Here is a 15194-nt window from a genome sequence, read left to right as displayed (position 1 = left end):
ACGCCCCCGCGGCGTCAGCAACGGGGGCGTCGATGGCTTGCCGTCATTAGACCTCGGTAGCGGCTTCCTCAGCTTCAAAAGCCGCCTTTTCTTCCTCGGTCATTTCCTTGATGGTCAGCTTGACGCGATTGCGGTTGTCGATGTCGAGCACCTTGACCACCACCTCATCACCTTCGTTCAGATAATCACGCACGTCATTGACACGCTCTGGCACGATCTGGGAGATGTGCACCAGGCCGTCGGTGCCAGGCATGATGTTGACGAAGGCGCCGAAGTCGGCGATACGCACCACCTTGCCGCGGTACAGCTTGCCGATTTCCGCCTCGGCGGTGATCGCCAGCACGGTATCGATGGCCTTCTTGGCCGCCTTCTTGTCCTCGGCGTAGATACGCACGGTGCCGTCGTCGTCCAGGTCGATGGAGGCGCCGGTATCGTCGCAGATCTTGCGGATGGTGGCGCCGCCCTTGCCGATGACGTCGCGGATCTTGTCCGGGTCGATCTTGATGGTGGCCATGGAGGGCGCGTTGTCGGATACCTCGGCGCGGCTCTCGGCGATCACGGTGTTCATCTGCTCGAGGATGCTGATGCGCGCATCATGGGCCTGGTTCAGGGCCGTTTCCATGATCTGCTCGTCGATCCCCTCGATCTTGATGTCCATCTGCAGGGCGGTGACACCCTCGGCGCTACCGGCCACCTTGAAGTCCATGTCGCCGAGGTGATCCTCGTCGCCCAGAATGTCGGTCAGCACGGCGTAGCCGTCGGCGTCCTTGACCAGGCCCATGGCGATACCCGCCACCGGAGCCTTGATCGGCACACCGGCGTCCATCAGTGCCAGCGAGGTGCCGCAGACGGAGGCCATGGAGCTGGAGCCGTTGGACTCGGTGATCTCGGAGACCACGCGAATGGTGTAGGGGAAGTCCTCTTCCGCCGGCAGCATGGCCTGGACACCACGACGGGCCAGACGACCGTGACCGATCTCGCGACGCTTGGGACCGCCCATGAAGCCAGCCTCGCCCACCGAGTAGGGGGGGAAGTTGTAGTGCAGCAGGAAGCGGTCCTTGCGCTCACCTTCCAGCGATTCGATCAGCTGGGAGTCACGCAGGGTGCCCAGGGTCGCGACGACCACCGCCTGGGTCTCGCCACGGGTGAAGATGGCGCTGCCGTGGGTCTTGGGCAGGGTACCGACCTCGATGGCCAGCGGACGCACGGTCTTGTGGTCGCGACCGTCGATACGCGGCTCGCCCTTGATCACGCGAGCACGCACCACGCGCTTCTCGAGACCGGCGAAGGCGCCTTCGACCTCGGAGGCGTCAAACTTGCCCTCTTCTTCACCGGCAAGTTGCGCGACGGCCTCGGCCTTGAGCGCGGACAGGGCATCCTGGCGCTGCATCTTGTCGGTGATGCGGTAGGCCTCGCCGACCTTGGCTTCGAAGCCCTGGGCGACGGCGTCCTTGAGCGCAGTGTTCTCGGCGGGAGGCTGCCAGTCCCACTTGGCCTTGCCGGCCTCGGAGGTCAGCTCGTTGATCGCCTGAATGACGGTCTGCATCTCCTGGTGACCGAACAGCACGGCGCCCAGCATCTCGTCCTCGAGCAGCTCTTCGGCTTCGGACTCGACCATCAGCACGGCCTTTTCGGTCCCTGCGACCACCATGTTCAGCTCGGAGCCTTCAAGCTCTTCCACGGTGGGGTTGAGGAAGTAGCCGCGCTCTTCGTTGAAGGCCACGCGTGCAGCACCGATGGGGCCATTGAACGGCACACCGGAAATGGCCAGAGCGGCAGAGGTGCCGATCATCGCAGCGATATCCGGATCATGGTTGCGATCGGTGGACAGCACGGTGCAGATCACCTGGACTTCGTTCATGAAGCCCTTGGGGAACAGCGGACGGATCGGACGATCGATCAGTCGAGAGGTAAGGGTTTCCTTCTCGGTGGGGCGTCCCTCACGCTTGAAGAAGCCGCCAGGAATCTTGCCGACCGCGTAGGTCTTTTCCTGGTAATGAACAGACAACGGGAAGAAAGGCTGGCTGGGATTGGCTTCCTTTCTTGCCACCACGGTGCACAGCACCACGGTGTCGTCCATGGTGACCATCACGGCACCGGTGGCCTGGCGGGCGATACGCCCGGTTTCCAGGGTGACGGTGCTGCGACCGTACTGAAACGTCTTTTTGACCGGATTCACGGCGACTTCCTTTACTTTTCGATGTTTGGGTCGTTTTGACTCGCGCACTATTTTAGGGGGTCAGACCCGCGAGGGCCACCACAAAGGACAAAGGACCTGCCTGGCCTCCCCTACTGCGGCCAAAAACGACAAAGGGCAGCCCCGAAGGACTGCCCTTTGTGTGACGCCGCTTCCACAAGGAAGCCTTGTCATGTCAGCACTGCTTAGCGACGCAGGCCCAGACGCTGGATCAGAGACTGATAGCGCTCGAAATCCTTGCGCTTGAGGTAGTCCAGCAGCTTGCGGCGCTGGTTGACCATGCGGATCAGGCCACGACGGGAGTGGTGGTCCTGCTTGTTGGTCTTGAAGTGATCCTGCAGGCCGTTGATGTTGGCGCTCAGCAGGGCCACCTGAACCTCGGGGGAACCGGTATCGTTGTCACCACGGCCGTATTCGTTGACGATGTCGGCCTTCTGTTCGGCGGTAAGTGCCATCTGTCTCTCCAGTAAGCAATATGCCTGAATGATGAATGTCGGAGACCACGCATATTTGCAGTCTCCAGCTGCCACAACCCCTTGAGGAGGTCAGTCTTGCCCCGAGCCCGCGACGAACGAACTCAGCAGGCGCCGAGGCACGATGTCCCCGACTGGCTCCACCAGACCAAGCCCGATAAAGGACTCGCCCTGATAAAGTCGATACAGTGATCCTTCGCTGGCCGTCATCTGGGCCAACGCGTGCTGCTCCACCTCGCCACGGGCGGTTCGCCCAAAGCGCATGGCCGCGGCACCAGCCTCACTGAGGCGGTGTGCCGGCAGATGCTGAAGCAGGCTGTCGATCGGCGCTAGATGCGCTTCACGTGCGGCGGCGTCATCGGCCTCGAGCATCTCGAAATCGAGCATGCCCTCGGCATCGAAAGGGCCTGTCTTGAGCCTTCTGAGCTGCGAAATATGTCCTTCGCATCCCAGCGCCTTGGCCATGTCCTCGGCCAGGGTACGCACATAAGTGCCTTTGCTGACCCGGACCTCCAACTCGAAGGCGGGTGCATTCCCGGCAAGGCTCGTCGAGAGTAGCCGGGCATCATACACCCTTATCCGTCGCGTTGCACGATCTACGCTTTTGCCCTCTCGGGCTAGTTCATACAACTTGCGCCCCTGATGTTTCAGCGCAGAGTACATTGGTGGCAGCTGATCCTGCTCACCAATGAAGCTGTCGACCATGGATGCAACATCCGCCTCGCACAGCGAGGGCACCACACCCTCGGCAATGACGTTGCCCTCGGCATCACCGGTGTCCGTGCTGCGACCCAGTTCCACCCGGGTCCGGTACACCTTGTCAGCTTCAAGCAAATGGCTGGAAAACTTGGTGGCTTCGCCGAACAGTACCGGCAAGAGCCCCGTCGCCATGGGGTCCAGCGTGCCGGTGTGACCGGCCTTCTGCGCCTGGTACAGGCGCCTCGCCCGCTGCAATGCGAAATTGCTGGACATGCCCTTGGGCTTGTCCAGCAACAGTACGCCGTCGATCGGTAATCCTCGGCGACGACGAGCCATTAGTCCTTGGCCCCGTCTTCACCCTCGGAAGGGTCATCCTGATCATCGGCGTGGCGCGAACGATCGCTCGCTACCGCCTCCTCAATCAGGGACGACAGGTGTTGACCGCGAACCACGCTTTCATCGTAATGAAAGCGCAATTCCGGCACATGGCGCAGCTTGATACGACGCGCCACCTGGCTACGCAGGAAACCACCAGCGCGCTTGAGCACCTGAAGGTTTTCCTTGATCCGCTCGGGGTCTTGCTCCCCCAGCAGGGTGATATGCACGTCGGCATAGCCAAGATCACGGCTGACCTCGACGCCGCTGACGGTGACCATCCCCAGGCGCGGGTCCTTGACCTCGCGCTGGATCAGGACCGCCAGCTCCTTCTGGAGCTGGTCGGCCACTCGGTCGGTACGCTTGAATTCGCGCATGGATAACGACTCCCCGAACGCTTACAGCGTGCGCTCGACCTTGACCTGGTCAAAGACCTCGATCTTGTCGTTGACCTGGACATCGTTGTAGTTCTTCACGCCGATGCCACACTCCATGCCGTTGCGCACTTCCTGGACGTCGTCCTTGAAGCGGCGCAGCGACTCGAGCTCACCTTCGTAGATGACCACGTTGTCGCGCAGCACGCGGATCTTCTTGTTACGGAAGACCGTGCCTTCGACCACCATGCAGCCAGCCACCGCACCGATCTTCGGTGCACGGAAGACGTCACGGACCTCGGCCACACCGACGATCTCTTCCTTCCACTCAGGCTCGAGCATGCCGCTCATGGCCTGCTTGACCTCGTCGATCAGGTGGTAGATGACGCTGTAGTAGCGCAGCTCCAGACCTTCACGCTCGATGATCTCGCGGGCAGCCGCGTCGGCACGCACGTTGAAGCCGACCACGATCGCCTCACTGGCCAGGGCCAGGTTGGCATCGGTACCGGTGATACCGCCGACACCGGAGGACACCACGGAGACCTGCACCTCGTCGGTGGACAGCTCCTCGAGGGCGCCTTTGATGGCTTCCAACGAGCCCTGCACATCGGCCTTGAGCACGATGTTGACCTTGGCCGCCTCTTCCTGGCCCATCTGCGAGAACATGTTCTCGAGCTTGGCCTTCTGCTGACGTGCCAGACGGATCTCGCGGTACTTGCCCTGACGGAAGTTGGCCACTTCACGGGCCTTCTTCTCGTCGGCGACAACCATGAAGTCATCACCGGCTTCCGGCGTGCCGTCGAGGCCCTGGATCTCCACCGGCATGGCGGGACCCACCGCATCGACCTGCTTGCCAAGCTCGTTGGTCAGCGCACGTACGCGACCATAGTGCAGGCCTGCCAGGACGATATCGCCCTTCTTCAGCGTACCATTCTGGACCAGTACGGTAGCCACCGGACCACGTCCCTTGTCGAGCCGCGACTCGACCACCACGCCCTTGCCAGGCGCGCTCGGGACTGCCTTGAGCTCGAGCACTTCGGACACCAGGTGGACCGCTTCCAGCAGCGCCTCGATGCCTTCGCCGGTCTTGGCGGAGACGTGGACGAACTGGGTGTCACCACCCCATTCTTCCGAGATGACGCCGTGCTGGGACAGCTCGTTCTTGACCCGGTCGGGATCGGCTTCCGGCTTGTCGATCTTGTTGACCGCCACCACCATCGGCACTTCCGCTGCCTTGGAGTGCTCGACCGCTTCGATCGTCTGAGGCATCACGCCGTCGTCGGCAGCCACGACCAGGATGACAACGTCAGTGGCCTTGGCACCACGGGCACGCATGGCGGTGAACGCCGCGTGTCCAGGCGTATCCAGGAAGGTCACACCATCACTGTCGTCTTCGACGTGATAGGCACCGATGTGCTGGGTAATGCCCCCTGCCTCACCGGTAGCCACCTTGGCACGACGAATGTAGTCGAGCAGCGAGGTCTTGCCGTGGTCGACGTGACCCATGACCGTGACCACCGGAGAGCGAGTGATTTCCTCACCCTCGTAGGAGATGGCTTCGAGCACTTCGGTCTCGAGGGCATCATCCTTGACCAGCTTGGGCGTGTGACCCATTTCTTCCACCACGATCGCCGCGGTGTCCTGGTCGATGGTCTGGTTGATCGTCACCGCCGCGCCCATGGTGAACATGGCCTTGATGACTTCGTTGGCCTTGATCGACATCTTGTCGGCGAGGTCCGCCACCGAGATGGACTCGGGAATGGACACTTCACGGACGATCGGCTGGGTCGGCTTCTGGAAGCCATGCTTGCCGTTGCCCTGGCTGCCACCACGGCGGCTGCCACGACGCTCGGCACGCTTGACCTTCTTGCCGCCACCACGGCGACGCTCTTCGCGATCGCTACGGTCGTCGTCGTCACGCTCGTTGCGACCCTTCTTGCCGCCCTTGCCCGCAGCCTTCTTGACGGCAGCGCGGCGCACATCACCACGGCCTTCCTTCGGCGGCGCCGGGGGCTCGTCTCCGGCAGGAGCGGAGGTATCGAGCTCGGGCACGGGGATATCGGGCACTGCGGCGGCCTGTTCAGCTTCACGCTGGGCCTTGGCCGCCTGCTCGGCTTCCTGAACCGCCTTCTCTTCGGCGCGCTGCTTGGCCGCTTCGGCTTCTTCAGCCTCACGACGCGCACGAGAATCGGCCATATCACCGACCAGCTGACGCGGACCGTGGTCCTCGGCCGGGGCCGGAGTTTCTTCCGGGGTCTCTTCGCGCTTGACGTAGGTGCGCTTCTTGCGAACCTGCACCTCGATGGTCTTGCCGCGCTCGCTCGTCTTGATCTTGCTGCGCGTCTTGCGGGTCAGGGTGATGCGATTGCGCGCACCAGCACCGACGCCTGCACCACCACCGTGGCTCTTGGTCAGGAAGTCCAGCAGCTTGCGCTTGTCTTCCTCGGACACGGCATCGCCTTCCGACTTGTGCTCGAGTCCGGCTTCTTTCATCTGCTCCAGCAGACGGGGCACTTCACGCCCCACCTTTGCTGCAAAATCCTTAACGGTCATCTCTGACATTACGACCCTCCTCAGCCCGTGACCCTGTTACTGTTCGCTCTCGAACCAAGGCGCACGGGCGGTCATGATCAATGCCGCGGCGCGCTCTTCGTCCACCTCTTCGATGTCCACCAGATCGTCGACGGACTGTTCGGCCAGATCTTCCATGGTCTTGATACCACGGCTAGCCAGAATGAAGGCCAGGTGGCGCTCCATACCGTCCATCTCAAGCAGATCATCCGCCGGCTGGGCTCCGTCCAATTCCTCCTCGGAGGCAATGGCCAGGTTCAAGAGCTCGTCCTTGGCGCGAGCTCGAAGCTCCTCGATGAGGTCTTCGTCGAACTCTTCGATTTCCAGCATTTCCTCGACCGGCACGTAGGCCACCTCTTCCAGAGAGGTGAACCCTTCCTCGACCAGCAGCCGGGCGACATCATCGTCGATGTCCAGATGCTGAACGAAGTGCTCGACCAGGCTGTCGATTTCCTGATCGCGCTTGGCCTCGGCGTCGGCTTCGGTCATGACGTTGATACGCCACCCGGTCAGCTCCGACGCGAGACGCACGTTCTGACCACTACGGCCGATGGCCTGGGCCAGGTTGTCTTCCGCTACGGCGACGTCCATGGCATGGGCATCTTCATCCACCAGGATGGAGGCCACGTCCGCCGGCGCCATGGCGTTGATCACCAGCTGTGCAGGATTGTCATCCCACAGCACGATGTCGACACGCTCATTCTGAAGCTCGGAGGAGACCGCCTGTACCCGCGAACCGCGCATACCGACACAAGCACCTACCGGATCAATCCGACGATCATTGGTCTTGACCGCAATCTTGGCGCGAGAGCCTGGATCACGTGCCGCACCCTTGATCTCGATAAGCTGCTCGGCGATTTCCGGGACTTCGATCTTGAACAGCTCGATGATCATCTGCGGGTTGGTACGCGACAGAATCAGCTGAGCACCGCGCGCCTCGGCGTCGACCTTGACCAGCAGGGCACGCACACGCTCGTTCATGCGATAGCGCTCGCCGGGAATCATCTCACTGCGCGGCAGGAACGCTTCAGCGTTGTCGCCCAGGTCAATGATCAACCCGTCACGTGTCGTCTTCTTGACGATACCTGCCACCAGCTCGCCTTCGCGTTCGGCATAGATACGTACGACTTCGGCACGCTCAGCTTCGCGGACCTTCTGCACGATCACCTGCTTGGCGGTCTGTGCGGCGATACGACCGAAGGCGGCATTTTCGATGCGTTCTTCAACCACGTCACCCAGGCCCAGCGGTGGATCGCGCTTTTCGGCGAAGGTCAGCTTGATTTCGGCATCCGGGCCGTCGAAGTCGTCGTCCTCGACCACCACCCAGCGACGGAAGGTCTCGTACTCACCCGTCACGCGATCGATGTGCACGCGCACGCTGGCTTCCTCATCCTCGAAGCGCTTGCGCGAGGCACTTGCCAGCGCAGCTTCTACGGCCTCGAAGATGACCTCGCGGGGGACACCCTTTTCATTGGAGATCGCATCAACGACCGCCAGAATTTCTTTACTCATGCCTTAAAGCCTCGCCAAAAAACCGATCCTTGTTCTCTCTTGTCGTGCGTCAACTGTTGCGCATCAGCCGTGGCGCACCCGAGTACGTCAGTTATCGAACTGCGGTACCACCCGCGCCTGATCGATACCATCGATCGGGAAGCAATATTCCTCGCCGTCGATCTGAACCAGTACCTCATCGCCCTCGACGCCTGCCAGCAGTCCCTGAAACTTGCGCCGCCCTTCGAACGGGGAGCGCAACTTCAGCGCCACGTGATGGCCGGCGTAACGAGAGAACTGGTCGAGCGTGAACAGCGGACGATCCATGCCCGGCGAAGACACCTCGAGCCGGTATTCACCAGCGATCGGGTCTTCGACGTCCATGATGGCGCTGACCTGGCGACTAATATCGGCACAGTTGTCGACGCTGACACCATCGGCATGATCGATATAAATCACCAGACGGGAATGTTTTCCCTGGGACAGGTAATCGATACCCCAGAGTTCGAACCCCATGGCAGATACCACCGGTTCGATCAACGCATTGAGCGCAGCATCTTTGGTCGCCACGAATGAAAGCTCCTACAGCCGTTGCATCAGCACCTGGCCGGGAGTGAACAGGAAAGTCAGGTGGCTGATTGGCGTTCGCGCTGCCGGGCACACCCGGCAAGCTGCTAACAAAAAGCCCCTTCACAGGAAGGGGCTTTTCCAAGAAACCTGTCACCATCTGGCAGATGTTACGCATGCCCCTTGAGGATACCTGCATGCCTGCCAAGAAGATGGTAGCGGGGACCGGATTTGAACCGATGACCTTCGGGTTATGAGCCCGACGAGCTACCAGACTGCTCCACCCCGCATCAATCTAGGCCGGTGAGTATACTTCGCCATGACCAGGGCGTCAAGGCATCTCACCGAACCGCCAACCCTGAAAAGATCACTGGGCGTACCAGGAGAGCTTGTTTTCCCAACGGCGATGCCGTTTGGAAAATGGTGCCGAAGGCGGGACTTGAACCCGCACGACCATACGGTCACTACCCCCTCAAGATAGCGTGTCTACCAATTCCACCACTTCGGCTAGGGGAGTCCGGAGATCAGCTGTCGCTGTCCTCCAGCACTGGCGCAGCATTATCCACATCAGCTGACTCACCGTCAAGCGTGGGCGCGGAATTTTCGGTGTTTTCCTCACCTTGCGCTGGTGCGCTGTTCTGCGTGGAGCTGTCGTCCAGTGTTGGCGTACCGTTTTGCTGCTCGATGACCTCGGCGTCAGGAATACCTGCCACTGGCGCAGCATTGCCTGCCTCGGAGGCGAAATAGGCCAGCGTCAGCGAGGTGGCAAAGAAGCATGCCGCCAGCGCGCCGGTGGCCTTGGACAGAAAACCGCCGCTACCACGGGAACCAAAGACGGTCTGAGAGGCACCGCCACCGAACGAAGCGCCGGCATCGGCACCCTTGCCCTGCTGCAGCAGGATAAGGACGACCAGGGCGATAGCGATCGCCACGTGGATCATGAGAATGGCAACTTGCATGGATTCAACCTGCTGACTGACAAATGGCTAGAAAATCGTCGACCTTCAGCGATGCTCCGCCGATCAGGCCGCCGTCGATGTCCGGTTGGGCCAGCAATTCCGCCGCATTATCGGGCTTCATGCTGCCGCCGTAGAGAACCTGCATGGACGCCGCCAGGGCGCCACCGTACTGCTCGAGTCGCGCTCGGATTGCCGCATGCACGTGCTGCGCCTGCTCGGGTGTCGCGGTACGCCCTGTGCCAATCGCCCACACCGGCTCGTAAGCCAGCACGAGACGGGCTCGCGCATCACTGTCGAGCACGTCCAATACCGCGCACAACTGTCCCAGCACCACCTCTTCGGTGCGACCCGCATCGCGCTCTTCGAGGGTCTCGCCGAGGCAAAGCACCGGCGTCAGGCCCTGATGGAGCGCCGCCTGGACCCGGGCCAGCACTGCGGCGTCATCTTCTCCGAACAGCGTGCGCCGCTCAGAATGGCCCACCAGCACCATCTGTGCACCAACGTCACGCAGCATGGCGCCACTGACTTCACCGGTATAGGCGCCATCTGGCTTGTCGCTCAGCGTCTGACCAGCGACACGCACGGAGGATGGAAGTGCCTCTCGCGCCGCTCCGACATAGGGAAAAGGTACAGCCAGCGCTACGGTAACCGCCTCGGGCAGGTCGGCACGGGACAGCGCTTCGGCGAAGCTGTCGATCAGGCTACGCGAGCCGTTCATCTTCCAGTTGCCGGCAATCAGCGGTGCACGCATGGATCATCCTCTTTCAAGGTGGGCCGAAATGGTATAGGAGAGGCCCTGTCAAGACAACAATCATGACGGACACGCCGACCCAGTACCTGGGGCCAAGCAGCGGCCCCGATAGTGTCAGAACTGGCGTCAGCGTGCCGCCGCAAGGGACAGGGTCAGCTCACCAGCCCACGCACATCATCGGCAAGGCGACGTGCCAGCCCCTCAACGTCCAGATGGGGGCGACCCTCGACCATGACGCGAATCAACGGCTCAGTGCCGGATGGACGCAGCAGCACTCGCCCTTCAGCCCCCAACTCCGCCTCTACGGCCTTGGTCGCAGCGTCCAGGCTAGGCTCTGCCATCACGGCCTTGGCATCAACACCCGCGGGCAATCGCACGTTGACCAGTGACTGGGGGGCTTTCTCGAAACCGTACAGCAACCGCGACAGCGGCTTCTCCTCGCGCACCATGTAGGACAGCACCTGCAGCGCCGAGACAATACCATCCCCCGTCGTCTGCACATGACGGCACACGATATGACCCGACGACTCGCCGCCAAGCAACCAGTTGTTGGCCGCCAGTCGCTCCATCACGTAACGGTCGCCGACCTTGGCCCGCTCGAATGGCACACCCATGCCTTCCAGCGCTGCCGCCAGCCCAAAGTTGCTCATCAGGGTGCCGACCACTCCCCCACCCAGTTCGCCTCGCTCGTGGCGGTCCTTGGCGATCAGGTAGAGCATGTCGTCGCCATCGATTTCATGACCATCGGCATCGACCATCAACACGCGGTCGCCATCCCCATCGAAGGCCACCCCCAGATCCGCCCCCTGCTGAATCACTGCGGCGCGCAACGCCGCGGGATGGGTCGAGCCGACCTCACGGTTGATATTCAGGCCATCTGGCTCGGCGCCTACCAGGGTCACCTTGGCACCCAACTCTTTGAATACCGCAGGAGCGATGTGGTACGTGGCCCCATGGGCGCAGTCGAGGACGATCCGCAGCCCATGCAGGTTGACGCGGTCCGGAATGGTCGACTTGCAGAACTCGATGTAGCGCCCGGCAGCATCATCGACGCGACTTGCCTTGCCCAGCTCATCCGGCGGCACGGTGGTCAGCGTCTCTTCCAGGGCTTTTTCGATCCGCTCTTCGATCTCGTCACCCAGCTTCGCGCCTTCGGCCGAGAAGAACTTGATGCCATTGTCCTGATAGGCGTTGTGGGACGCCGAAATCACGATGCCGGCATCCGCCCTGAAGGTACGCGTCAGGTAGGCAATACCGGGCGTCGGCATTGGCCCCAGCAACATGACGTCAACGCCGGCTGCCGACAACCCTGCCTCGAGGGCCGACTCGAACATGTAGCCGGAGATCCGCGTATCCTTGCCAATCAACACGCGCGCCCGCTGCCGGCGCGGCTCGAGCACGCGCCCAGTCGCCCATCCAAGCTTGAGCATGAAGTCAGGGGTGATGGGCGCCTGCCCGACGGTGCCGCGAATTCCGTCCGTGCCAAAGTAGCGTCTAGCCATGGTGTTCTCCTTCCTCGAGAACGGCCCAAGTCATGTTCACCGCGTCCACATGGGGCCCCACATCGTGAACGCGCAATATGCGAGCACCGCGCTCGACCGCCAGCGCCGACAAGGCCAGGCCTCCCGGCAGACGCTCTTCGACAGCGCGATCGAGCACCTTGCCGATCATGCTCTTGCGAGACATGCCGACCAGCAGCGGAAGCCCCAGGGCTTCTAGACGCTCCATGCGGTGCAATAGGCGAAGATTATGCTCTACCGTCTTGGCGAAACCAAAGCCCGGGTCCAGCAAGATACGTTCCCGACGCAGCCCAGCAGCCTCACATTCTGTGACACGGGATTCCAGGAAGCGCGCGACTTCTTCCTCGACCGGTTCCGCGTAGCTCGGTGCGTCTTGCATATCGCCCGGCTCACCCAGCATATGCATCAGCACTACTGGCAACCCCGTTCCGGTCGCCGCTGCCAGCGCACCTTCGCGCCGCAGGTTGCGCACGTCGTTGATCATGCCTGCGCCAGCCAGTGCGCTTTCACGCATTACCTCAGGCGTCGAGGTATCCACCGACACCAGGGCGTCCAGCTCGCGCACCAGCGCCTCAACCACGGGAACAACGCGATCCATTTCCTGCTGGGCGCTCACCGGAGCGGCCCCCGGCCGGGTCGACTCGCCACCCACGTCAATGATGGCGGCACCTTCCGCCAGCATCTGTTCAGCGTGACGCAGGGCATCATCGATCACCATGTGGCGCCCGCCGTCAGAGAAAGAATCAGGCGTCACGTTAAGAATGCCCATGACGCGGGGAAAGGTGAGATCGAGCCGATGTCGGCCGCAGGGCAGCACGGCGGGATAACGAGATTCCATCGGTGAAAAAGTCCTGGCTGGAGACATGGTAAGACACGAGATGAGGGCCACTATCGCAGCATCGCGCGACAGCTGCCCCTGCAACGCCAGAGGCGCCCCGTGGGGCGCCTCTGTCAGGGGCAGAGCATCAGCTGCCGGCGGGGCCGCCGAGGGGGTCGGAGGGACGACGACCGGGACTGTCATCGTCTTCCTCGTCACCTTCTTCGCTGTCAGCACTGGGCTGATCATTGTCGGCAGTGGCAGCGGGATCGCCGGTCACCGGAGACCCACCACCGGAGCCAGGCTCATCCCAGTCCTTGGGTGGACGCGGATCACGACCTTCCATGATGTCCTTGAGCTGGTCGGCATCGATGGTCTCGTACTGCATCAGCGCGTCAGCCATGGCATCCAGCTTGTCACGATTGTCCTCAAGGATCTGTTGTGCCTGCGCGTAGCAGCCATCGATGATCTTGCGGACTTCACGATCAAGGCGCGTGGTGGTGTCGCCGGACTTGAGCTTGCCGCCGCCCTGACCCGGGCCGCCGAGGAACTGATGCGACTCGTCCTCGTCGTACATGATCGGACCCATCTCTTCCGAAAGACCCCACTTGGCCACCATGTTGTGGGCAAGCTCAGTGGCGCGCTTGATGTCGTTGGATGCCCCTGTCGTGACGCCATTCGGACCCAGCGTCATTTCCTCGGCGATACGGCCGCCGAACAAGGAGCAGATCTGACTGATGATCTGCTGCCGCGACAGGCTGTAGCGATCCTGTTCCGGCAGGAACATCGTCACACCCAGCGCACGCCCACGAGGAATAATGGTGACCTTGTACACCGGATCATGCTCGGGCATGACCAGACCGATGATGGCATGGCCGGCCTCGTGGTAGGCGGTATTCAACTTTTCCTTTTCGGTCATGACCATGGAGCGGCGCTCGGCGCCCATCATGATCTTGTCCTTGGCCAGCTCCAGCTCCTCCATACCCACCAGACGCTTGTTGCGGCGGGCCGAGAACAGGGCTGCCTCGTTGACCAGGTTGGCCAGGTCGGCACCGGAGAACCCGGGGGTACCACGAGCGATGAAGGTCGGCTTGACGTCATCAGCCAGCGGCACCTTGCGCAGGTGGACGTTGAGGATGTGCTCACGACCGCGAATATCGGGCAGCGGCACCACCACCTGACGGTCGAAGCGACCTGGGCGCAGCAGAGCCGGATCCAACACGTCGGGACGGTTGGTGGCAGCGATCACGATGATGCCTTCGTTGGCCTCGAAGCCGTCCATCTCGACCAGCAACTGGTTCAAGGTCTGCTCACGCTCATCGTTGCCGCCACCCATGCCGGCACCGCGCGAGCGACCTACGGCGTCGATCTCATCGATGAAGATGATGCAGGGCGCCTGCTTCTTGGCCTGTTCGAACATGTCGCGAACACGGGAAGCACCGACACCCACGAACATCTCGACAAAGTCAGAGCCGGAGATCGAGAAGAACGGGACCTTGGCCTCACCAGCGATGGACTTCGCCAGCAGGGTCTTACCCGTACCAGGCGGGCCCACCATCAGCACACCACGGGGAATCGTCCCGCCCAGACGCTGGAACTTGGTGGGGTCGCGCAGGAAGTCGACCAGCTCCTCGACCTCTTCCTTGGCCTCATCGCAGCCAGCAACATCCGCAAAGGTCGTCTTGATCTGATCCTGGGACAGCAGCTTCGCCTTGGACTTGCCGAAGCTCATCGGGCCGCCTTTACCGGCGCCGCCACCCTGCATCTGACGCATGAAGAACATGAAGATGGCCAGGATCAGCAGGATCGGGAAGCTGGCAATCAGCAGCCGCGTCCATAAGCTCTGCTGTTCGGGCTTCTTGCCCACCACAGTCACGTTATTGGACAGCAGATCATCCATCAGCTTCGGATCTTCCGCCGAAGGGCGAATCGTCTGGAAGCTGGAGCCATCGTTGCGCTCACCGCTGATCGTGTAACCATCGATGGTCACACTGCGTACTTGTTCATTTTGCACCTGCTGGACGAACTGTGAGTAGTTCATCTGGTTCGGTGCATTCTCGACGCTGAAGTTGTTGAACACCGTCAGCAGCACCGCCGCGATGACCAACCACAGAATCAGGTTCTTCGCCATGTCGTTCAAGGGACCACCCTCAATTGCAAGAATCTGTCGGCCTATGGTGCCTAAGGGTTCGACACTACATGAGCCAGCCTTGTTCAGCCAGCCTGTTGCGACCGACCCAAGGTGTCACTGCGCTGATTTCAGCGAGCGCCACCAGCAGTATACCTCTGCCCCGCCATGAATTTGGCCTCATAGCGAGCACATCTGACATTATCGCAGCATTAGTCGAAAGCTATCGCAGACGCCTTTCGTCGCCCCACATCTCGCCGCCACTCGCTGAG

General features: G+C 61.7%; 12 protein-coding genes and 2 tRNA genes. All 14 read right to left on the bottom strand.

Features of this window, described 5'->3' with window-relative positions; all coding sequences use genetic code 11:
• Positions 1 to 46 precede the first annotated feature (46 nt).
• The gene (gene pnp, locus KUW18_RS06520) at positions 47 to 2179 is read right to left on the bottom strand and encodes a polyribonucleotide nucleotidyltransferase (RefSeq protein ID WP_206942495.1); all 2133 of its coding nucleotides are present in this window, start codon (positions 2177 to 2179) and stop codon (positions 47 to 49) included.
• Between the two features lie 203 nt (positions 2180 to 2382).
• Entirely contained in the window at positions 2383 to 2652 is a 270-nt protein-coding gene (rpsO, locus tag KUW18_RS06515; protein ID WP_206942494.1) for a 30S ribosomal protein S15, read from the bottom strand.
• 90 nt (positions 2653 to 2742) lie between these two features.
• A complete protein-coding gene (gene truB / locus KUW18_RS06510) occupies positions 2743 to 3705 on the bottom strand; it encodes a tRNA pseudouridine(55) synthase TruB (RefSeq protein WP_206942493.1) in 963 nt (320 codons plus the stop codon).
• Entirely contained in the window at positions 3705 to 4121 is a 417-nt protein-coding gene (rbfA, locus tag KUW18_RS06505) for a 30S ribosome-binding factor RbfA (RefSeq protein ID WP_222561015.1), read from the bottom strand. The genes truB and rbfA overlap by 1 nt, the downstream gene beginning before the upstream one ends.
• Positions 4122 to 4142: 21 nt before the next feature.
• Positions 4143 to 6680, bottom strand: coding sequence for a translation initiation factor IF-2 (infB, locus tag KUW18_RS06500; RefSeq protein WP_206942491.1), 2538 nt, complete (start codon positions 6678 to 6680; stop codon positions 4143 to 4145).
• Between the two features lie 27 nt (positions 6681 to 6707).
• On the bottom strand, positions 6708 to 8201 hold the full coding sequence (gene nusA / locus KUW18_RS06495) for a transcription termination factor NusA (RefSeq protein WP_206942490.1): 1494 nt from the start codon (positions 8199 to 8201) through the stop codon (positions 6708 to 6710).
• 87 nt (positions 8202 to 8288) lie between these two features.
• Positions 8289 to 8750: a ribosome maturation factor RimP gene (rimP, locus tag KUW18_RS06490; protein WP_206942489.1), complete on the bottom strand. Its 462-nt coding sequence runs from the start codon at positions 8748 to 8750 to the stop codon at positions 8289 to 8291.
• Between the two features lie 210 nt (positions 8751 to 8960).
• Positions 8961 to 9037 (bottom strand) — tRNA-Met (locus tag KUW18_RS06485).
• A 131-nt stretch (positions 9038 to 9168) separates the two neighbouring features.
• A tRNA-Leu gene (locus KUW18_RS06480) sits at positions 9169 to 9255 on the bottom strand.
• Positions 9256 to 9271: 16 nt separating this feature from the next.
• The gene (gene secG, locus KUW18_RS06475) at positions 9272 to 9706 is read right to left on the bottom strand and encodes a preprotein translocase subunit SecG (RefSeq protein WP_206942488.1); all 435 of its coding nucleotides are present in this window, start codon (positions 9704 to 9706) and stop codon (positions 9272 to 9274) included.
• A gap of 4 nt (positions 9707 to 9710) precedes the next feature.
• Positions 9711 to 10457 carry a triose-phosphate isomerase gene (gene tpiA / locus KUW18_RS06470; protein WP_206942486.1) on the bottom strand — a complete coding sequence of 249 codons (747 nt, stop codon included), beginning with the start codon at positions 10455 to 10457 and terminating at the stop codon, positions 9711 to 9713.
• A 152-nt stretch (positions 10458 to 10609) separates the two neighbouring features.
• Positions 10610 to 11959, bottom strand: a complete 1350-nt coding sequence (gene glmM / locus KUW18_RS06465; RefSeq protein ID WP_206942485.1) for a phosphoglucosamine mutase — start codon at positions 11957 to 11959, stop codon at positions 10610 to 10612.
• On the bottom strand, positions 11952 to 12746 hold the full coding sequence (folP, locus tag KUW18_RS06460; RefSeq protein WP_206942612.1) for a dihydropteroate synthase: 795 nt from the start codon (positions 12744 to 12746) through the stop codon (positions 11952 to 11954). Before folP ends, glmM begins: the two co-directional genes overlap by 8 nt.
• A gap of 196 nt (positions 12747 to 12942) precedes the next feature.
• Positions 12943 to 14934, bottom strand: a complete 1992-nt coding sequence (ftsH, locus tag KUW18_RS06455; RefSeq protein ID WP_206942484.1) for an ATP-dependent zinc metalloprotease FtsH — start codon at positions 14932 to 14934, stop codon at positions 12943 to 12945.
• Positions 14935 to 15194: the final 260 nt, after the last annotated feature.

The sequence above is a fragment of the Halomonas sp. DP5Y7-2 genome, from assembly GCF_019802025.1.
In the GTDB taxonomy this organism is placed as follows: Bacteria; Pseudomonadota; Gammaproteobacteria; order Pseudomonadales; family Halomonadaceae; genus Halomonas; species Halomonas litopenaei_A.
Note: the sequence above shows the minus strand (reverse complement) of the source record. Positions and strands in the feature narration are given on the sequence as shown.

Coding starts and splice junctions, on each gene's coding strand:
- rbfA (WP_222561015.1), bottom strand. CDS start 4,121: ATGCGCGAATTCAAGCGTACCGACCGAGTGGCCGACCAGCTCCAGAAG.
- secG (WP_206942488.1), bottom strand. CDS start 9,706: ATGCAAGTTGCCATTCTCATGATCCACGTGGCGATCGCTATCGCCCTG.
- nusA (WP_206942490.1), bottom strand. CDS start 8,201: ATGAGTAAAGAAATTCTGGCGGTCGTTGATGCGATCTCCAATGAAAAG.
- folP (WP_206942612.1), bottom strand. CDS start 12,746: ATGGGCATTCTTAACGTGACGCCTGATTCTTTCTCTGACGGCGGGCGC.
- glmM (WP_206942485.1), bottom strand. CDS start 11,959: ATGGCTAGACGCTACTTTGGCACGGACGGAATTCGCGGCACCGTCGGG.
- tpiA (WP_206942486.1), bottom strand. CDS start 10,457: ATGCGTGCACCGCTGATTGCCGGCAACTGGAAGATGAACGGCTCGCGT.
- truB (WP_206942493.1), bottom strand. CDS start 3,705: ATGGCTCGTCGTCGCCGAGGATTACCGATCGACGGCGTACTGTTGCTG.
- rpsO (WP_206942494.1), bottom strand. CDS start 2,652: ATGGCACTTACCGCCGAACAGAAGGCCGACATCGTCAACGAATACGGC.
- infB (WP_206942491.1), bottom strand. CDS start 6,680: ATGTCAGAGATGACCGTTAAGGATTTTGCAGCAAAGGTGGGGCGTGAA.